14 protein-coding genes are annotated in these 20411 nt (G+C 56.4%); 5 read left to right on the forward strand and 9 right to left on the reverse strand.

Annotation, left to right across the window (positions count from 1 at the left end):
* Window positions 1-410: 410 nt before the first annotated feature.
* Genes gmhB through B6S09_RS16495 form a run of 6 tightly spaced genes read right to left on the reverse strand, consistent with a single transcriptional unit; the run spans window position 411 to window position 6845 of the window.
* Complete coding sequence (gene gmhB, locus B6S09_RS16470; RefSeq protein WP_094279590.1) at window positions 411-968, reverse strand: D-glycero-beta-D-manno-heptose 1,7-bisphosphate 7-phosphatase; 558 nt, start codon at window positions 966-968, stop codon at window positions 411-413.
* A 4-nt stretch (window positions 969-972) separates the two neighbouring features.
* Window positions 973-1995, reverse strand: coding sequence for an ABC transporter ATP-binding protein (locus tag B6S09_RS16475; RefSeq protein WP_094279591.1), 1023 nt, complete (start codon window positions 1993-1995; stop codon window positions 973-975).
* Window positions 1992-2972, reverse strand: coding sequence for an ABC transporter ATP-binding protein (locus B6S09_RS16480; protein ID WP_094279592.1), 981 nt, complete (start codon window positions 2970-2972; stop codon window positions 1992-1994). The genes B6S09_RS16475 and B6S09_RS16480 overlap by 4 nt, the downstream gene beginning before the upstream one ends.
* Window positions 2972-4774, reverse strand: coding sequence for an extracellular solute-binding protein (locus B6S09_RS16485; RefSeq protein WP_094279593.1), 1803 nt, complete (start codon window positions 4772-4774; stop codon window positions 2972-2974). The genes B6S09_RS16480 and B6S09_RS16485 overlap by 1 nt, the downstream gene beginning before the upstream one ends.
* Before the next feature lie 12 nt (window positions 4775-4786).
* Complete coding sequence (locus B6S09_RS16490) at window positions 4787-5833, reverse strand: ABC transporter permease (RefSeq protein ID WP_094279594.1); 1047 nt, start codon at window positions 5831-5833, stop codon at window positions 4787-4789.
* Window positions 5826-6845 carry an ABC transporter permease subunit gene (locus tag B6S09_RS16495; protein WP_094279595.1) on the reverse strand — a complete coding sequence of 340 codons (1020 nt, stop codon included), beginning with the start codon at window positions 6843-6845 and terminating at the stop codon, window positions 5826-5828. The genes B6S09_RS16490 and B6S09_RS16495 overlap by 8 nt, the downstream gene beginning before the upstream one ends.
* A 395-nt stretch (window positions 6846-7240) precedes the next feature.
* On the opposite strand from B6S09_RS16495, the gene metN reads away from it, so the two are divergent.
* The 4 genes from metN (at window position 7241) to rfaH (ending at window position 10374) form a co-directional block, all read left to right on the forward strand.
* The gene (metN, locus tag B6S09_RS16500) at window positions 7241-8284 is read left to right on the forward strand and encodes a methionine ABC transporter ATP-binding protein MetN (RefSeq protein ID WP_094279596.1); all 1044 of its coding nucleotides are present in this window, start codon (window positions 7241-7243) and stop codon (window positions 8282-8284) included.
* A complete protein-coding gene (locus B6S09_RS16505; protein WP_094279597.1) occupies window positions 8265-8918 on the forward strand; it encodes a methionine ABC transporter permease in 654 nt (217 codons plus the stop codon). Before metN ends, B6S09_RS16505 begins: the two co-directional genes overlap by 20 nt.
* 24 nt (window positions 8919-8942) lie before the next feature.
* Window positions 8943-9773 carry a methionine ABC transporter substrate-binding lipoprotein MetQ gene (gene metQ / locus B6S09_RS16510; protein WP_094279598.1) on the forward strand — a complete coding sequence of 277 codons (831 nt, stop codon included), beginning with the start codon at window positions 8943-8945 and terminating at the stop codon, window positions 9771-9773.
* 97 nt (window positions 9774-9870) lie between these two features.
* The gene (gene rfaH / locus B6S09_RS16515) at window positions 9871-10374 is read left to right on the forward strand and encodes a transcription/translation regulatory transformer protein RfaH (protein WP_094279639.1); all 504 of its coding nucleotides are present in this window, start codon (window positions 9871-9873) and stop codon (window positions 10372-10374) included.
* Between the two features lie 4 nt (window positions 10375-10378).
* Here rfaH and B6S09_RS16520 read toward each other — a convergent pair whose 3' ends face one another.
* The 3 genes from B6S09_RS16520 to arcB are packed head-to-tail and all read right to left on the reverse strand — an operon-like array spanning window position 10379 to window position 15297.
* Window positions 10379-11569, reverse strand: coding sequence for an inverse autotransporter beta domain-containing protein (locus tag B6S09_RS16520; protein WP_094279599.1), 1191 nt, complete (start codon window positions 11567-11569; stop codon window positions 10379-10381).
* Window positions 11570-11605: 36 nt separating this feature from the next.
* Complete coding sequence (gene dgt, locus B6S09_RS16525) at window positions 11606-12961, reverse strand: dGTPase (RefSeq protein ID WP_094279600.1); 1356 nt, start codon at window positions 12959-12961, stop codon at window positions 11606-11608.
* Window positions 12958-15297: an aerobic respiration two-component sensor histidine kinase ArcB gene (gene arcB, locus B6S09_RS16530; RefSeq protein WP_094279601.1), complete on the reverse strand. Its 2340-nt coding sequence runs from the start codon at window positions 15295-15297 to the stop codon at window positions 12958-12960. Before arcB ends, dgt begins: the two co-directional genes overlap by 4 nt.
* A 649-nt stretch (window positions 15298-15946) precedes the next feature.
* Between arcB and gltB the strand changes: the two genes are divergently transcribed.
* The gene (gene gltB, locus B6S09_RS16535) at window positions 15947-20404 is read left to right on the forward strand and encodes a glutamate synthase large subunit (protein ID WP_094279602.1); all 4458 of its coding nucleotides are present in this window, start codon (window positions 15947-15949) and stop codon (window positions 20402-20404) included.
* Window positions 20405-20411 lie beyond the last annotated feature (7 nt).

The raw sequence follows: 20411 nt of genomic DNA on the forward strand, positions 1-20411 counted from the left end.
GCCTGCCGCCAGCGTTCAATCTGAGCCATGATCAAACTCTTCAATTAAAGATTTGATGCTCAATGAATATCTGAATTGCTGCTATTTCTAGTGCACTTCACAAATCATTGAAAAACAATATTTTTTGTTTCTCAATCGACTGCGAGTGCCCACACAGTTTGCTTGATAAATTGTTAAAGAGCGTGACCGCTTTCGCTGGTCAGGGCTGCGTATTCTACGCAACTCTTGGTGTTCGTCAAGCGTTGATTTGAACTTTGTTTTGTTCGCTTTCAACGTTTGTGACCGTTGGCGTGTTGCCCCGTGTCAGTGGATGCGCATTATAGGGAGCCGCGGATTTTGCGCAAGGGCTTTTTGAAGAAAAATTGCATCAGACAGCCCAAGCGTTCAAAGGTTAATCAAACAGGTGGAATTTACCGCACTTCGGCCAGCTGCCGAGCAAACTCCACTAAAGAAGGATAGACGTTTTTGACCAGTTTTTCCCCTTCTTCGGTAATTTCCTTGCCGGTACGTACCAGTACGGGGTGACCCACACCAGCAGCGATCGCTGCATTCATGTCCGATACCTTGTCACCCACCATATAAGAAGCAGACATGTCGATGCCCAGTTCTTTGGCCGCCTCCAGCAACATACCAGGAGCCGGCTTACGACAATCACACTCACGGGTATCCGGGCCATTACCGGCGGTAGGATGATGAGGGCAGAAATAAATGCCGTCCAGATCCACCCCCCGGTCAGCCAGAGACCAGTCCATCCACTCGGTCAGACGCATAAAATCGTCTTCGGTAAACATGCCACGGGCAATGCCCGACTGGTTGGTAACGACCACCAGCAGGTAGCCTTTTTCCTTGAGCGAGCGAAGGGCATCGATGACCCCGTCAATGAAAATGAAATCGTCAGAATGAGAGACATAACCGGTGTCCTGATTGATTACGCCGTCCCGGTCGAGAAAAATCGCTGCCTTTGCCACTGTATTACCTGCCTTCAGTCAATGTTACCGGCTGCATGTTAGCACAGGGCTGCCGGGCACCAGAGGCAATTTCCCGATGGTAATGACAGGCCACCTTATGAGCCTCTCCATCCAGATAAGGCACCTCAATGGCACAACGCTCGCCGGCATAAGGACAACGGGTACGAAAGTGACAGCCGCTCGGGGGATTGGCAGGTGACGGCAATTCACCACTTAACATCACCGGCAGCTGCCGCTCCTTGGGGGTTGGCCTGGGAATAGCCGAAATCAGCACTCTGGTATAAGGGTGATACGGCTGATGATAGAGCTCTTCCGCCGGGGCCAACTCGACAATACGCCCCAGATACATAACCGCAATATGATCCGAGACATGCTTGACCACTGACAAATCATGAGCAATGAACAGCATGGCCAGGCCCCGCTCCTGTTGCAGTGACAACAGCAGGTTAAGGATCTGGGACTGCACCGATACGTCCAGCGCCGACACCGCCTCATCGCACACCAGCAACCGCGGGTTGAGCGCCATGGCCCGGGCAATGCCGATACGCTGACGCTGACCGCCGGAAAACTCATGGGGAAAACGCTCCAGGGCAGACGCCGGCAGGCCGACCCGCTCCAGCAACTCCGCCGCCCAGCACTGTCGCTCCCGCCAGTTGCCCAGCCGGTGAATAACGAAAGGCTCCTGCAACAGGGTACCTATGGTATGGCGGCCGTTGAGCGACTCCTGAGGATCCTGAAACACCATCTGCATCTGCCGGCGCAGGGGCTGCATCTGCCGGCGGCTGTAGTCCGTGATGTCGGTACCATCATACAGAATGCGTCCGCTGGTGGGCTCATGCAACTTGAGCAGAGCCCGGGCCAGGGTGGACTTGCCGCAGCCAGATTCTCCGACCAGTCCCAGGGTCTGTCCGGCTTCCAGTTCAAAACTGACAGCGTCCACCGCATACAGGGTTCGCCCAGCACGCAACAAGCCGCCGCCAAGAGTAAAATGCTGGGTCAGGTTATCCACCTTCAGCAAGGCTGTCATGAGTCCAGCTCCCGCCAGTGATGGCACCAGACATGATGCTCAGCTCCCACCGTCTCTCGGAGCGGCTGCTGCAGGCAGACCTCAGTCATATACGGGCAACGGTTGGCAAAGCGACAACCGGACGGCAGCTCCTCCAATGACGGCACCTGGCCTCCAATAACCGGCAGCTCGGTTTTGCCGGGGCGGTCCAGCCGGGGAATGGACGCCAGTAACCCTTGAGTATAGGGATGACGGGGGAGCTCAAATATGTCAAACACCCCGGCCTGTTCGGCACTGCGACCGGCATACATGACCAACACCTGATCGCAGATCTGGGCTACCACCCCCAGATCATGAGTAATAAAGATCACCGCCATGTTGTTTTGCTGCTGCAATTCGCGGATCAAGCGCAGGATCTGTGCCTGAATGGTTACGTCCAGTGCCGTCGTGGGCTCATCACAGATCAGCAGATCGGGCTCACAGGCCAGCGCTATGGCGATCATCACCCGTTGCCGCATACCGCCGGAAAGCTGGTGAGGATAGGCCGTCAACCGGGCTTCGGCCTCCGGTATACCTACCTGTCGCAGCATGATCAGGGCGGCATCACGGCGCTGTCGCTTGTTCAGTTCCGGGCGGTGTAGCTCATACACTTCCATCAGCTGGCGACCTACTGTATGCACCGGATTAAGCGCCGTCATCGGCTCCTGGAAAATCATGGCAATCTTGTTACCCCGTAGCCGGTAGCGCTGCTGCGGGCTCAAAGAGAGTAAATCCGCGCCCTGAAACAGGGCTCGCCCCTCTTCCACTTTTCCTGCCGGCTGCGGCAGCAGGCCCAACAGACTTAGCGCAGTCACACTCTTGCCGCAACCGGACTCTCCCACCAGTCCCAGGGTCTGACCGGGAGCCAGCGAAAAACTGACGTCATCCACCACCCGAAAGCATCCCGCTTCGGTAGTAAAACTGACTGCCAGGTGTTCGACCTCCAGCAAAACACTCATCAGGGTGCCTTTCGCCGCCAGGTTTCCAGCACTTCCAGCACCGGTTCATAACGTTTACCCCCGGCCTTGATCTCGGCGCGCTGTTGCTGATCGATCCAGAACAGCCCGCCGGTGCTGTGGGGATAGCCATCCATCGGCCAGAACAGGGATGGAGAACGTTGGGTACCTTTACCCTCGGGCAGCTTAACGTAACGCCAGTAGGCTTCCCGGGTATAAGGCACCTGATAGCCGGGGATAAAGATGGCCAACTCGTGTACCCGTTGCTGAATACGCCGGGAAATGGCTGCCTTGGCCTCCAGATCCATGGTGCGCCGATACTCCTCGATCAGCCGGTCGAGCTCGGCATCGCTAATGTTAAACAGGTTGTTGGTCTGAGGTTTGTTAGCATTCGCAGAATGAAAGAACTCCCAGTACTGGGGATAAAGACCGCCACCGGCCCAGCCCAGCCAGGCTGCTTCGTGCTTTTTCTCCAGCATGGCTTTAAAACCGGTGGCACCGTCCACCAGGTTCAGTTGCAGATCCAGCCCCGCTTTGCGGGCCTCTTCCCGCAGAATGGCCAGGCGGGCGGTGTGCTCCTGGGTAGTGTAAGTCACCGCCAGGCTAAGCCGGTCACCCTTGGCATTCATCAAAATACCGCCCGGGCCCTGACGCTCATAACCGGCCTCGGCAAACAGTGCCCGCGCCTGCTGAATATCATATTCGCGGGCACGAATATCGTAGTCGGTGAAATCTCCGTAACCGGTGCCAAAACTGTTCATGCGCTCATAGTCACCCCGTAAAATGGTATCGAGCATGCGCTGCATATTGATGGCATGAGCAATGCCCTGACGCACCCGCACATCCGCAAGCCTTGGATGTGCGGTATTAAGGTGCAGCCCCTGGGCTCCCTGACGCATTTCGTTATAAAACCAGATTCGGTTGATCAAGCCGTTCCGGTATTCGGGGGTATTGGTCTTGTCGTGCCACCATTCAGGCAAAAGCAGGCCAAAGGTGTCGACATCGCCGCGAAGAAAATGACGGTAGGCGATATTGAGGTCCCGCACCACGGTCAGACGGATTTCATCCACATTAAAGCGATGACGGTAATAGGTAAGATCATTGCCCCACCAATCGTCTTGCCGTTTGAAGGTAATGGATCGCCCCCGCTTAACATCGCTGATCACATAAGCACCGGTAACCGGCACCACCTCCCAGTTGTAGCGACGCACCCAGTCTTCACTCAGCTCATAGTAATGCTCGGGTTGGGGTGCCAGACCCACGGTATTAAGCAGCTCACGGCGGCTCTTGGGGCTACCAGCGGTCACCGATATGGTATGGTCATCATATTTGGTAACGTTGGTGAGCTCTTCGGTGAAGTAATTGTTATACCAAGGAGCCCGAATCACCTTGGAACGCATAAATTCCAGAGCAAACAAATAGTCGTCGGCAGTCACCGGCTCACCGTCGGACCAACGCGCCTTCGGATTTAACCGGAAATACATGGTGCGGTTGTCATCGCCAAAGGCCCAATGTGTAGCCAGAGCAGGGATTGGATTCTCGGTTTGTGGGTGCAGGGCGTAGAGGCCGAGCTGATTTTCCAGAATAAAGGAGCGGAATGCCGTATTGGAGTCGGGTCCGACGGTGCGGAAGGTCAGCGGAAAGCTCATCAGCGTCATGTTGAACTGTCCCCCTCGTTTGGCTTCGGGCGAGGCAAAAATGGGATCTTCGTTATTGGTTTCCCATTCCAGGTTATCAGGCAGTTCCACGGCCTTCAGACCAAGTGACAGACTAAAAATTGCGACGATTGCCAGCAGTTTATTCATTGCAGTCCTCCCCTATTCGTAACGGGAAAAGTGTTTTGGATCAAAGGCTTCACGAATAGCCTCGCCAATAAAGGAAACGGTGATCAGCACCAGTGATACCGCCGTCACCACCGATGCCACTATCCAGGGCGAGTCCAGGTGGTTCACGCCCTGACGCAGTAATTCCCCCCAACTGGGGGTCGGGGGCGGCAGACCAAAACCCAAATAATCGAGCGCCGTCAGCAGAGAAATGTTGGCGACCACGGTAAAGGGAGCCAGGGTCACTATCATCATCAGGGTGTTAGGCAGAATATGGTGCACGATAATGCGCCAGGTGCCCGCCCCCTGAGCCCGGGCCGCCAGCACATAGTCCCTCGCTTTTTCCTTGTAGGTCAGAGTTCGCATGTACCAGGTAATACCCATCCAGCCAAACAGCACGTTGATAGCGACAAACAGGGCAAAATTGGGCTGGGTAATCGATACCAGAATCATGATCACGTAAAGAAAGGGCACCTGAGACCATATTTCGATAACTCGCTGAAACAGCAAATCGAACCGTCCGCCCAGAAACCCCATCAGACTGCCGATCATCACGCCGATCACATAGCTGGCTGTCAACGCGATAAGGGCAAAGCCCACGGCGGTACGAAAGCCATATACCAGACGTGCAACGATGTCCCGGCCCGAACTGTCGGTGCCAAGAAAATGGCGGTTCTCAAGACTGGGGGCTGTGGGCGGATAACTGCTGCCGCTGTAGTCCTGCTCATAAGGACTCCAGGGTACCAGGGGCAGCAACACCCAGTTGTCAGGTTGCTCGCCCAACACCCGCTTCAGCTCCCGGTAATCGGTCTCATACTCATAACCAAGACCAAAGGTGTCACCGGTGATCACAGCCCCGTAGGTAGGAAAATACAGCTGTCCCTGGTAGTTCACCAACAGCGCCCGGTTACTGACCCACAGCTCAGCGGCAACGGCCAGCAGCACCATCACCATAAATAGCACAAAGGCGTAATAGCCACGCTTGATACTGCGAAAACGGCGTAGTTTCTTCCTAGTGACATTGGAAAGCAGTTTAGCCATCAAACCTCACTCGCGGATCCACCAGTGCTACACAGATATCCGATAATATATTGCCCAGCAGCATCAACAGCGATGTCACCGCCAGTATGCCCATCACCACCGGATAATCCCGCTCCACCACCGCTTCATAGCCAAGCAGCCCCAGGCCGTCGATGTTGAAAATCACTTCAATTAAGAAAGAGCCGGCGAAAAATACCGAAATCACGTTACCAAAATGGCTGGCAATGGGGATAAGACTGTTGCGCAAAGCATGACGGGTCACCGCCTTGCCAAAGGGCAAGCCCTTGGCCACGGCGGTACGCACATAATCAGCCGACAGGTTTTCCATCAGGCTGTTTTTCATGGTCATGGTCAACACCGCAAAATCACCGATGGCATAGGCAATAAGCGGCAGCAGAGCATGATGAAACAGGTTCAGGGTTTTGGGCCAGAAGCCCTCAAGGTAGTAAAAATCATCACCTATAAAGCCGCCCATAGGAAACCAGCCCAACTGAAAGGCGAACACCGTCAGCAGAAAAATACCAACCACATAGGCTGGCAACGCATAACCGGCGTAGATAAACATGGAGCTGATGCTGTCGAAGCGGCTGTTGTGCCTGAGCGCCTTGAGCACGCCCAGAGGGATGGACACCAGGTAGCTGAGAATAAAAGTGCTGATACCGAAAAAAGCCGACACCGGCAACCGCTCCTGGATCAGTTCCCACACCGGCAGGTAGTAACGGGTTGATTCACCCAGATCAAGGCGCGCCAGCTTTCCCAGCCAGTCCAGATACGCTTCGCCCACCGGCTTGTCGAGACCGTAAAAAGCTTTGAGTTCGTCGATTTGCTCGGCGGAAAGCACCTGCCCTCCCCGGCTGCTCTGGCTGAACTCACTTCCCGCCAGCTGACTTTCCATCAACATGCGTTCCACCGGGCCACCCGGCACAAAGCGGGTAATGGCAAACACCACCAGGGTGATACCGAGAAAGGTGGGGATCAGCAGCAATAATCGACGCAGAAAATACTGGCCCATCGTTTTCCTTATGTTCGTTCCTTGAAAAAAGGATAAGCGGCTCCGGTTAATCATAACCGGCAAATAGCATCAGGGCCCACCGGACTCGACCGGAAAATGGATGTACTCACAGCGTGTCGAAGGAAGTAATCCGGTTACTGTTTCAACGCTGGCTGATGCTAACTGGACTTATATCCCAGCTTACGGCGTACACTCTTCTTTTTCATCCTATATCAATGCATTGGCAAAGGGGCAAGGCAAGAATCTCTTTTCCGTTCTTCCTGAACGGGAAATACTCGTTGACTTGGACGTCCAGACGGCTTAGCATCTTCTGCTATCAGTCATGATGACATGACTTGTCCCTGTTCTTACGCTGTCTATGCAGTGGATAACCATACCGGAAGGCCCATCCTCCGATGATCAAACTAACCAATATAACCAAGCGCTACGGATCTGGCGATGCCGCTGTTCACGCCGTTAAAAACGTGGATCTGGAGGTAGCAGCCGGCCAGATAATGGGCGTTATCGGTGAATCCGGCGCGGGAAAAAGCACCTTAATACGGTGCGTCAACCTGCTGGAGCGCCCCACCGAAGGCCAGGTATTCGTGGACGATCAGAACCTGACAGCCATGAACAGCAGTCAGCTTTCCCACGCCCGCCGCAATATCGGCATGATTTTTCAGCACTTCAACCTGCTGTCATCCCGCACTGTGTTCGATAACGTCGCCCTGCCTCTGGAGCTTGCCGGCACCTCAAAGGCCGACATCAAACAGCGGGTGAATGAGCTGCTGGAGCTGGTGGGATTATCCCATCGCGCCAATGCCTACCCCAATGCCCTTTCGGGCGGTCAGAAACAACGGGTAGCCATCGCGCGGGCCCTGGCACCCGCCCCGAAAGTATTGCTGTGTGACGAAGCCACTTCGGCACTGGATCCGCAAACCACCCAGTCCATTCTGGCGCTGCTGAAAGAGCTCAACCAGCGGCTGGGCCTGACCATACTGCTCATCACTCATGAGATGCAGGTGGTCAAGTCTATCTGCGATCGGGTAGCCATCATTAATGATGGCGAACTGGTGGAACAGGGCGCCGTGGCCTGGTTTTTTGCCAATGCACAGACCGAACTGGCCCGTCGCTTTATCGCATCCACCATTCACCTGGATATTCCCGAGGAATATCAGAAACGGCTGTCACCGGATCCGGACGCCGGTGCCCTGCCATTGGTACGGCTGGGCTTCACCGGCGAAACCGTGGACACGCCGCTAATTTCCATTCTCAGCCGCGAACTGAACGTAGATGTCACCATTCTCAGTGCCGATATAGAGTATGCCGGTGGTGTCAAGTTCGGCTTTATGCTGGCCGAACTTGATGGCGAACCCGAGCAGACTCAGGCTGCTATTGCTTATCTTCAGGAACACAAAATTCAGGTGGAGTTACTCGGTTATGTCCGATGCCATGATTAATCTTCTGCTCTCAGCATTCTGGGAGACCCTGATCATGACCTTTGGTTCAGGAGCCATCGCATGTGCCCTAGGGTTGCCGCTGGGCATTGCCCTGCACGTAAGCAAACCCGGTCAGATCTGGGAAAACAAGGCGTTCAATAAAATTCTGGGAACGGTGGTCAACATTGGCCGATCAGTGCCCTTTATTATTCTGCTGGTCGCCATCATTCCCTTTACCCGGTTGGTGGTGGGTACCAGCATAGGTACCTGGGCTGCCGTGGTCCCGCTCACCGTTGCCGCCATCCCCTTTGTTGCCCGGCTGATGGAAGGTGCGCTGATGGAAGTGCCGTCCGGGCTGGTAGAAGCCGCCCAGGCCATGGGCGCTCGCCGTCTGCAAATTGTTTATAAAGTGCTGCTGCCCGAGGCGCTGCCCGGCATGCTCAATAGCATCATTATTACCCTGGTAACCCTGGTCAACTATTCGGCCATGGCAGGTGCCGTCGGTGGTGGTGGACTCGGGGATGTGGGCATTCGTTATGGCTACCAGCGGTTTGATCCGCAAATCATGCTGATCACCGTGGTGATTCTGGTGATACTGGTACAAATCATTCAAAGCGTCGGCGAACGGCTGGTATCTCGCGTAGATCGTCGCTGAATTTTCTTAATCAAGGAGTGTATTATGAAAGCAGGACTGAAATCATTCGCTGGCTTGGGTCTGCTGGCCTCGGCCCTCGCACTGGCAGGCTGTGGTGAGCAAGCAACCCAAACCACCACTGAAGCAGAAGCCGCCAAACCGCTGCGCCTTGGCGTCATCGCCGGTGCCGAGGAGCAGGTAGCTGAAGTGGCCGCCAAGGTAGCCAAAGAGCAGTACGGCCTGGAAGTAGAGCTGGTCTCTTTCAGCGACTATGTGACCCCCAACGTGGCGCTGAGCGATGGCAGCCTCGATATCAACGCCTTTCAGCACAAACCCTATCTCGATAAGCAAATCGCCGATCGTGGCTACGAGCTGGTACCGGTAGGCAATACCTTTGTGTACCCCATCGCCGGTTATTCCCGGGTCATTGAATCGCTGGACGAGCTGGCCGACGGTGCCAAGGTAGCCGTGCCCAATGATCCCACCAATCTGGGTCGCAGCCTGCTGCTGCTGGAGCAGCAGGGCCTGATCGAAGTGGACGATGCCGTGGGCCTGGAAGCAACCCCGCTGAACATCACCGCCAACCCGAAAAACCTCGACATCATTGAGCTGGAAGCCCCCCAACTGCCACGCTCTCTGGATGACGTGGCCTTCGCCATCATCAACACCACCTACGCCTCGCAGATCGACATGCTGCCCGGCCGTGACAGCCTGTTTGTGGAAGACAAGGAGTCACCCTATGTGAACCTGATCGTCTCCCGCAAAGATAACCAGAACGACGAGCAGGTTCAGACCTTTGTCAAAGCCTATCAGAGCGAAGAAGTCTACCAGGCTGCGCTGGAGTTGTTTAAAGGTGGCGTGGTAAAAGGCTGGTAAGTTACAGTTCACTTTATCATCAGGGTCACGGCACGCCGTGGCCCTTTTTTATTGTTGCTGCCATAATGCACGTTTCATGACTGCGCAGGGTGAACTCATGCTTAACTGGTATCTTGCTCACTGCCGGCCCCGGGAAGAAGAGCGGGCATTACTGCATCTGGAGAATCAGGGTGTTGAGTGCTTCTGCCCGTTGATTGAGGTGAAAAGAATCATTCGTGGCAAACGAATTGTGCGTAACGAAGCCCTGTTTTCCGGCTATCTGTTTTTGCGGGCCAACCTGAAGGAGACCAGCGCCACCACCCTGCGCTCTACCCGCGGTGTCCGTAATCTGGTGCGTTTTGGTGAAGAGTTCTGCGCCGTACCCGACGAACTCATTTTCGAGCTGATGTGCCGTACCGGCGATCCCCGCCTGGGAGACAAACTCAGCGATTTGCCCAGCGCCGGCGACAAAGTCTCCATTCACAGCGGTCCTTTTGCTGGTATGGAAGCCATTTATCAGGAAGCAGACGGCGACAACCGTGCCATGCTCCTTATCACCCTGTTACAGAGCCAGACCCGCGGCAGCTTTGCCAACACCGATTTTACCCGGCTGCCGGAGTAATGCGTTAACGCTGCTCCAGCACCATCACTCTGTGGTATTGCAAGGGCCGGTATTCGGCAAGCCCGGCTCGGTCCGCCGGCTGCCACCATAATCCCGGGGCTAACCGCAAGGGCAGTTCAAACATCAGCCTGAAACGGGGTTCAAATTCGCTTTCACTGTTGCTCAGCAAGGAAGTCTGCAGGCGTAAAATACGCCAGGGCGAGTAATTCAGAGACCACTGCCCCGACCCCGTCGCCTTATACTTGTCACCACTGCCAAACAGCTGCAACTGCCGCCCCTGCCACTGATAATGCCGCCCGCTGACACTGAGTCCCGGCAAGGCACTGATGTTTCCTTCACCAAACCAGACTCTGCCGGCAGCCGGCCGCTCGCCGGCACGCCAGGGTGACAACGGCTGGTATTGTACCGTGCCCAGACGCAGATCCTGTCGTTCCAGCCACAGTAATATCCCTCCCCGGCGATGGGCCGTGTCTTCCTGATAATCAAATAGCGGCTCCATATGAAGCATTGTTTCTGCTACCAGTGATTGCTGATAATGCAGCCCCAGTTGATAGGTCAGCCGGTCATCCCGGTAATCCACACCCAGCTCGCTGCTCACCTTGTCCCATACCGGTAATGACAGCTGGCTGTTGGCTTTGGCATCAAGATCAAACAATGGCAGCTGATAATCCCAGTACCAGTCACTGGGGTTCAGCCAGGGCAAGGCAGCCAGCCGGCTGGTTCCAAATGATAGGGTATCGTCTGCCAGAAGCTCCGTCTGGGCCAGTACAAAACCATCAAGATCATCGGTGGCCGCCGCCTTGGCCGCACTGGCCAGGGTAAGCATCAGCTCGTCAGATTTGGGCGCCCGGGCAGGATCAGGCCGGCCGAGCTCCGGTAGCGCGCTGGGATAGCGCGGCTGCGAAGCTGCAGCAAACTCAGTGACAGCAGAGGGAGTTGCAGCAGACACAGAAGAGGGAGGACTTGACGGCGTCACCGGCTTGGCCGGTACCCAGACCCAGTCACCGGACGACAACGGCACCATAAAACGCTCACGGTTGAACTTCCACCGCAGCTGACGCTCATTCAGCTGAAAACGTCGGGCCAGCTCTGCCCAGCTTTCGCCTTCAGCAACCTGGTGCATCACCATCACAGGGCCGGCTGCGCTCGCAGCCCCCACACTCAACAACCACAGCAGCAGGCATAACCAGCGCATGCATCAGCCTCCACACTGTTCATTTCAACGGCCCATTCAGCCCTGCAGGCCACACAGCAGCCGATACTCTTCCAGCACATAAGTGTCTGTCATGCCACTGATGAAATCCAGCAGCAGACGCACACGGAAATACCACTCCCGCTCAGCCTCGCTCTCAAAAAAGGGCGCGGTCTGACTGTCACGATGATAGGCAGCTAGGTGCCGGGGTGGTAAACGATGAAACAACCGGCGCAGCAACTGGCCGTTGGCGTCGGTACGGCTTTCCAGAGCAGTGAATTCAGCCGCGGGCAGCGCCAGCAGTGGAGCGAAAGCATCCAGCACCCCTTTCAGGGCGGCAAAGCCTGCCAGCTCAAGAGACTCCACTTCGCGCCGGCGGAACACATAACCACGGGCAAAATCCTTCAGCCACTGTAATGCCTCGGCTGCAGGCTGCTCTGCCGCCAGCAGCGGTTGATCGTGTTCACCCTCGAGAATAGCCTGCTGATAATAAAGAAACTGTTCGCTGACCAGCGGCAGCAGATCCTGCCCCAGTCCCTGCCGGAAGCGACTGAAAAAGCCCGGCTCATCCACCCGGGAGCGCTGCCAAAGCTGTATCAGATAATCGTTCCCGTCCTGCAGCAGGGCCCGCTCCAGTTCTGCCAGGCTGAGTACCCCCCGATCCACCGCATCTTCCAGGTCTGCCACACCGTAGGCCATGTCATCAGCAGCTTCCATAATAAAGGTCAGCGGGTGGCGTCCCTTGGCGGTGGAAGGAAAACAGCGCCGGATTTGCTGCACCAACGGCCGCTCACTGAAGAAATGGCCGGGTTTCTGCTGCCAGCGCCCGCCGGTTCTGGGCTGATAGGCGCCACGCACATATTTCTGCAATGCCGCCAGCTGGCTAAGGGTCAGGTTCAGATCCTGCAGATTGTGCACCAACCGCAGACTCTGAGCATTACCTTCAAACTGACGCAGATCTGCCAGCAACATAGGCCATTGCCGCGATGGCACGCCGACAGCACTTTTAAACAGCAACGGCAGGTGCCGTCCCAGCCAGTCGATAATGACCGCCTCCCCAAAATGGCCAAACGGCGGATTCCCCACATCATGCAGCAGGCAGGCCATCTCCACCAGGCTGATCAGAGCATCCCGCTCCACCTCAGGTTCCAGCCTGGCCACCACCCGCAGCGCTAGCTGACGTCCGGTTTCCTTGACTTCAAGTGAATGGGTCAGCCGGCTGCGCACTGAGGCCTTTACATCCAGCGGGAATACCTGGGTTTTTTGCTGCAGCCGGCGTACCGGCGAACATTGCACAATACGGGCTCTGTCTGCTTCGATGGCCTGCACCGTACTTTCAGCTACGGACGCCGGCCGTAACCGGTCGGCACGAATAAACTCGGCATAACGACTCATAACCGCGACTCCAGCCAGTGGCGAAGCTCAGCCAGATCAGGTTCAAGCAGGCGCTCCAGTTCACTCACCCGGTGATCAAGCTGCTCCCACCAGTCCGGCAAGTCCGGGCTCTGGATCTGTTGCGCCAGCAATTGCACCCGCTTCAGTCCGACCGAGCCGGCAGCTCCCTTGATCTTGTGGGCTTCTTCCACAATATCCTGCTGCCGGCGCTCTGCGGTAAAGCCTTTCAGGCGCGACAGATAATCACCGGCCATGGTGCCCAGCATGTCCACGCTGGACAACAAGGCTTTGGCACCCACGGTATCCACATAGTCCTGCAGAAATACGGTATCCAGAATCACGTCGCTCTCGCTTTCAGCCACTTCCGGTGCCGGCAGCACCGCCTTGCCAAAGGGCTGCTGGTGACCAAAAAAACGCGCCAGCACACCTTTTATGGCCTTGGACGACAATGGCTTGCTGATGGCATCATCCATACCGCCGGCCAGGTATTTCTGCTTGTCGCTGATCACATTGGCCGTCAGCGCCACCAGCGGCGGCAGAACTGTGCCCAGCTCTTCTGCCTCCTGCCGCAACCGGCCGGCAATATCAAAGCCGGTCATGTCCGGCAGCTGAATATCCAGGAACACCAGATCAAACGTTTGCTGCGCCAGCAAGGCGAAGGCTTCTCCCCCGTCCCGGGCCACACTCACCCTGTGGCCCAGTTTTTCCAGCAGGGCACAAGCCACGGTAACGTTGAGCTCCACGTCTTCCACCAGCAGCACCGACAGGCAGGGCAAATGAGCCAGTACCGGATCATCCTTGGGGGCCTGGGTGGTGGGCACGGTAATGGTGATGCTGAAGCAGGAGCCTTCACCCGGCTCACTGTCGAGCTCGATGCTACCATGCATGGCGTCCACCAACTGTTGTGACACCGCCAGACCAATGCCCGTGCCGGTGGCATGCTTATTGCCCTCTATCTGAAAATAAAGTGCGAAAATCTTCTGTTGCAGCGCAGAAGGAATGCCGATGCCGGTATCTTCAATATCAAAACGCAACGTCACCTCACCCGGTGTCAGCTCATCGGCCATACAGCGGATGGTCACACCACCGTCATCGGTGAATTTGACCGCATTGCCTACCAGGTTCCACAGAACCTGGCGCAGTCGGGTGCCATCGGCCAGAATCCACTCGGGAATATCTCCGTCCCGGTCAAAGTGCAGATAGAGTCCCTTTTGCTCCGCCTGCAAGCGGGCCAGACTTTCCAGATCATCGAGAAAGCCGGGAAAATCCATGGGTTCGGGTGCCAGCTCCAGCCGCCTGCGATCCAGCTTGTCGAGATCAATGATGTCGTTAAAGATGTTGCCCAGGGTCACGGCACTGAAGTGAATGGTCTTAAGGTGCTGGCGCTGCTCCGCACTCAGCTCAGTAGCCAGCAGAATGCGGCTCAGGCCGACAATACCGTTCAGCGGCGTACGCAGTTCATGGCTGATAGTGGAAATAAAGGTGGTCTTGTCCCGGCTCGCCTTTTCCAGTTCATTCTGATAACGCTTGCGTTCGGTAATGTCACGACCAAAGCCAAGCAGTCCCAGGCGCTTGCCGTCCCGATCAAAGAAAGGCACTTTGCGCAGTTCAAAACAGGCTCTGCGGCCGTCCGGATATTGCAGCCACTGCTCGTAGGTCTGGCTTTCATTGCGGGCAAACACTTCCTTGTCTGTCTCGACCACCTTATCGGCGACATCGGCCGGATACACATCATAGGGCGTCAGTCCGATCAGTTCTTTCTCCTGCCGGCCCAGCAGATTTTCCATGGCCGTGTTACAGCCGGAAAACTCTTCCAGTTCGTTACGGTAATACACCAGATCGGGAGAGGTATCGATAAAGGATCGCAGCAGCGCAGAGCGCTCCTGGGATTCCATCTGCGCCTTCTCCCGCTGGAAAACTTCATTTTCAAGATCTTCAATGGCCTGCTGGCGGGCGGCCTGGGCCTTGCGGGTTTCTTCTATCTGGCGATTAAGCAGCTCGATTTTTTCCTGCAGCTCGGTGTTCAGCTCCTGATCCCGATCACGCATTTGCTGCAGCCGCTGCACCAGCCGGCTCAGCCGCTGACGGGAGTCTTCCAGCTGATCCACTACCACCGACAGGAAGTACACCGCCCAAGGCGTAATCAACAGACCAAAAAAGATGGATCGCACCATATCCACAGACTCTACCGAGCCGCGCAAAAACAGCGTCACCCCCACCTGTATAAAAATGGCCAGTAAAATGATGCAGGCAGCCAGCAACATACTGAAGCGCACTATGCCCAGCTTGGTCATCAAATCCACATAGTATTGGGCCCAGGTTTTAATGGGTTTCATCAGCTCTTTTCCTTCGGCAACGGCAAGCTCAAAGAATACCGGCTCCGAAGTGGGCTGTCATGTAGCCAGCACCCCCAGCCATTGGTTTTGGGCGCCCCCTGACACCCGGATGCACCAAAACAGGCAATCGAATGGCAGCAGCTTGCACCAAAACAGAAAAATTGACGTAACTCAGCGCCAGCACGCCCCATTAAGCATTAATCTTTTCACTCCCAGTTTCTCCTGATGCACCAAAATTGAACATGCAACAAACTGACAGCAGGCTTTTTTTAAGAGATTGCACCCAGTTGGGGCAAAGAGCGCACCATAAATATGCAGGACTAAAAACAAGGAAAAACCCCATTAATGTAGTTTTATTACAACAAATTGGATTTTTGATGATATGAAGATAGATAGTGAAAAATAAATAAAACTACTGATTAAACCCGGAGCACACTGGCATTAAACCCTAAACAAGAGGCCTTTTCATTAAAAAACACCAAAAAAATAAGAGGTGGATAATTTCTGAAACAATAGAAACATTTAATTGACCCCACAAAAAATTATCGATATTTTTGTAATTAAGCCACTTATGGTAACAGCAACTTCAAGCAGAATGCGCTGATAATAAGCAGTCGCCGGCCACTGAGCCGGGCAATGGAGGAAAGCAATGTCTCTTTATGACCCCACGCTTGAAAAGGATAACTGTGGTTTTGGTCTGATCGCCCACACCGAGGGCGAAACCAGTCACAAGCTTGTTCGTCTTGCCATTTCGGCACTGGATCGCATGCAGCACAGGGGCGGTATCGCCGCCGATGGCAAAACCGGTGACGGTTGTGGCCTGCTGATGCAGAAACCCGACAGCTTCTTTCGTGCCGTAGCGGAAGACAAAGGCTGGAGCCTGGGTCGCAAATATGCGGTGGGCATGCTGTTCCTCAATCCCGATAGCGCTGTGGCCGAACAACATCGCCAGATCATTAATGAAGAGCTGGAGCGGGAGACCCTGAGCCTGGTGGGGTGGCGCGAAGTGCCGGTCAACACCGGTGTACTGGGCGATATCGCCAAGGCGTCACTGCCACGTATTGAGCAGGTGTTTGTTAACGCTCCAGCCGGCTGGGCCGAAAAGGACATTGAACGTCGCCTCTATATCGTGCGCCGCCGTATTGAAAAACGTATCAACGACGAATTCTTCTATGTGGTCAGCCTGTCCAACCTGGTGATGACCTACAAGGGCCTGTGCATGCCCGCCGATCTGCCCCGGTTCTACCTGGATCTGGCCGATATTCGCATGCAGTCCGCCATCTGCGTCTTCCACCAGCGCTTTTCCACCAATACCCAACCGCGCTGGCCATTAGCGCAGCCGTTCCGCTTCCTGGCCCACAACGGTGAAATTAACACTATAGGTGGTAACCGCCAGTGGGCTCAGGCCCGCGCCTACAAATTTGCCTCACCGCTGCTGCCGGACTTGAAGGAAGCCGCGCCCTATGTAAACACCTCGGGCTCCGACTCCTCCAGCCTCGACAACATGCTGGAGCTGTTCCTGGCCGGTGGCATGGATCTGTTCCGTGCCATGCGCATGCTGATCCCGCCCGCCTGGCAGAAAAACCCAGCGATGGATGAAGACCTGCGCGCCTTCTACGACTTCAACTCCATGCACATGGAGCCCTGGGACGGCCCCGCTGGCATCGTCATGTCCGACGGCCGCTTCGCCGCCTGTGCCCTGGACCGTAACGGACTGCGTCCGGCCCGCTATGTGCGCACCAAAGATGGCTTCATCACCCTGGCTTCAGAGATCGGTATCTGGGATTACACCCCCGATGAAGTACTGGAAAAAGGCCGGGTAGGCCCCGGCGAGCTGTTCGTAGTGGACACCGACGGCGGCAAAATCTGGAACAGCTTTGAAATCGATGACGATCTCAAGGGCCGCCATCCCTACCAAACCTGGATGAGCCAACACAGACGCAAGCTGGATCGTTTTGAAGATCTGTCCGACGAACAGGCCGGCCAGATCGAGCTGGACGAACGGCAGCTGCGCACCTACCAGAAACTGTTCGGCTATTCCGTGGAAGAGCTGGATCAGGTCATTCGCGTCATGGGTGAAAACGGCCAGGAAGCTGTCGGCTCCATGGGTGATGATGCCCCCATGGCGGTATTGTCCAGCCGGGCCCGTTCCGTCTATGACTATTTCCGCCAGATGTTTGCCCAGGTAACCAACCCGCCCATCGATCCGTTGCGGGAAAACCATGTTATGTCCCTGGCCACCCTGATCGGCCGGGAGCAGAATGTATTCAACGAAACCCACGGTCATGCCCACCGGGTTCAGTTTGAATCACCTATTCTGCTGTATTCCGACTTCCATCAGCTGATGGGTCTGGATCAGACCTACCACAAGCACTGCGTACTGGACCTGAACTTCAACCCGGCCGAAGGCCTGAAGTCTGCCCTGGAGCGCCTGTGCGAAGAAGCCACCACCGCCGTGCGCGATGGTGCCGTGCTGCTGGTACTGTCCGACCGTGCCATTCGCCAGGACAAGTTACCAATCCCGGCTGCCATGGCAGTGGGCGCAGTACAGCGCACCCTGGTTGAAGCCAACCTGCGCTGCGACTCCAACATCATTGTGGAAACCGCCAGTACCCGGGATCCGCATCAATTTGCGGTACTGCTGGGCTTTGGCGCCACCGCCATCTACCCCTATCTGGCCTACGAAACGCTGGGTCGCCAAGTAGCTGACGGCGTACTGAAAATGCCGCTGCGCGAAGCACTGCTTAATTTCCGCAACAGCATCAACAAGGGCCTGTACAAGGTAATGTCCAAGATGGGCATCAGCACTATCGCTTCCTACCGCTGTTCCCAGCTGTTTGAAGCCATCGGTCTGCACGACGAAGTAGTGGAATTCTGCTTTAAGGGTGTTTCCAGCCGTATTCAGGGCGCTGCCTTTGAAGACTTCCAGCAGGACTTGTTCAACCTGTCCAAGCTGGCCTGGATTGCCCGCAAGCCCCTCAATCAGGGCGGTCTGCTCAAATACGTGCACGACGGCGAGTACCACAGCTACAACCCGGATGTAGTCACCAGCCTGCAAAAGGCGGTACGCTCCGGCAACTACGACGACTACAAGGCCTACGCCAGGCTGGTCAATGAGCGTCCGGTTGCTACCCTGCGGGATCTGCTGACCCTGAAGCCCGCCGGTGATGGCGTCGATCTGAGCCAGGTAGAGCCGGCCACCGAGCTGTTCCCGCGCTTTGACAGTGCCGCCATGTCCATCGGCGCCCTTGGACCGGAAGCACACGAGTCCCTGGCCGTGGCCATGAACCGCCTAGGTGGTCAGAGCAACTCCGGTGAGGGCGGCGAAGATCCCCGTCGTTTCAACAGCCTGAGAAACTCCAAGATCAAGCAGGTGGCCTCAGGTCGCTTCGGGGTAACCCCGCATTACCTGATGAACGCCGAGGTCATTCAGATCAAGGTGGCTCAAGGGGCGAAGCCCGGTGAAGGCGGCCAGCTGCCCGGTCACAAGGTGACCGCCGAGATCGCCAAGCTGCGTTATGCGGTACCGGGCGTAACCCTGATTTCGCCACCGCCACACCACGATATTTACTCCATCGAGGATCTGGCTCAGCTGATCTTTGACATCAAGCAGATCAACCCCGACTGCCTGGTGTCGGTGAAGCTGGTGTCTGAGCCCGGTGTCGGCACCATCGCCACCGGCGTGGCCAAGGCCTATGCCGATTTGATCACCGTGTCCGGTTACGACGGCGGCACCGGTGCCAGTCCGCTGACCTCGGTCAAGTACGCCGGCTCTCCCTGGGAGCTGGGCCTGGCCGAGACTCAGCAGGCGCTGGTGGCCAACGGCCTGCGCCACAAGGTACGACTGCAGGTGGACGGCGGCCTCAAGACCGGTCTGGACATCGTCAAGGCGGCCATTCTGGGTGCCGAGAGTTTTGGCTTTGGTACCGGCCCCATGGTAGCCCTGGGCTGCAAATACCTGCGTATATGTCACCTGAACAACTGCGCCACCGGCGTAGCCACTCAGGACGAGAAACTGCGCAAGGATCACTTCCTCGGTCTGCCGGAAATGGTGGAGAACTACTTCAGGTTCATCGCCGAAGAAACCCGCGAGTTGATGGCTCAATTGGGTGTGAGCAAGCTGACCGACCTGATCGGCCGCACCGATCTGCTGGAAGCCCTGCCCGGCCTGACAGCCAAGCAGCAGAAGCTGGATCTGTCCGGCATTCTGGCCAAACCCGAGCCCAAGCCGGGCCTCGGCGTGTTCTGCCAGACCGGCAACCCCAACTTCGACAAGGGTGCGCTCAACCTGAAGATGACCGAAGAGGCGCTGCCTGCCATCGAGAGCAAAAGCGGCGGCGACTTCTTCTATAACATTCGCAACACCGATCGCTCCGTGGGTGCCCGTCTGTCCGGTGAAATCGCCCGGCTGCACGGCAACCAGGGCATGGCGGCCGATCCTATCCGCATTCACCTGGACGGCACCGCCGGCCAGAGCTTCGGAGTATGGAATGCCGGCGGCCTGGAAATGATCCTCACCGGTGACGCCAACGACTACGTGGGCAAAGGCATGACTGGCGGCAAGCTGGTGATTAAATCCCATGTGGGTGTGGCCTTTGTCTCCAAGGACGCCACGCTGGCAGGTAACACCTGCCTGTATGGCGCCACCGGCGGTTATCTGTACGTGGCTGGCCGCGCTGGCGAGCGTTTCGCGGTGCGCAACTCCGGTGCCATCGCCGTGGTGGAAGGCCTGGGCGACAACGGCTGTGAATACATGACCAGCGGCATTGTCACCGTACTGGGCCGCACCGGCGTCAACTTCGCCGCGGGCATGACCGGTGGTTTCGCCTATGTACTGGACGAAGACGATGATTTCGAGCTCAGAACCAACCCTGAGCTGGTTGAACTGCTGGGGCTGGACGAGCTGGTGATCCATCAGGAGCACCTGCGCGGCATCATCACCCAACATCTGCAGGAAACCGGCAGCGACCGGGCGCAGGAAATACTGGCCGACTTCGACCGTTACCTGCCCATGTTCAAGCTGGTCAAACCCAAGTCCAGCGATGTGAAATCCCTGCTGGGCCACCAGAGTCGCTCCACCGCCGAGCTTCGGGTCCAAGCGCAGTAAAGGAAGA

Origin of the sequence: Oceanimonas baumannii, from assembly GCF_002245495.1 — a bacterium.
GTDB lineage: Bacteria > Pseudomonadota > Gammaproteobacteria > Enterobacterales > Aeromonadaceae > Oceanimonas > Oceanimonas baumannii.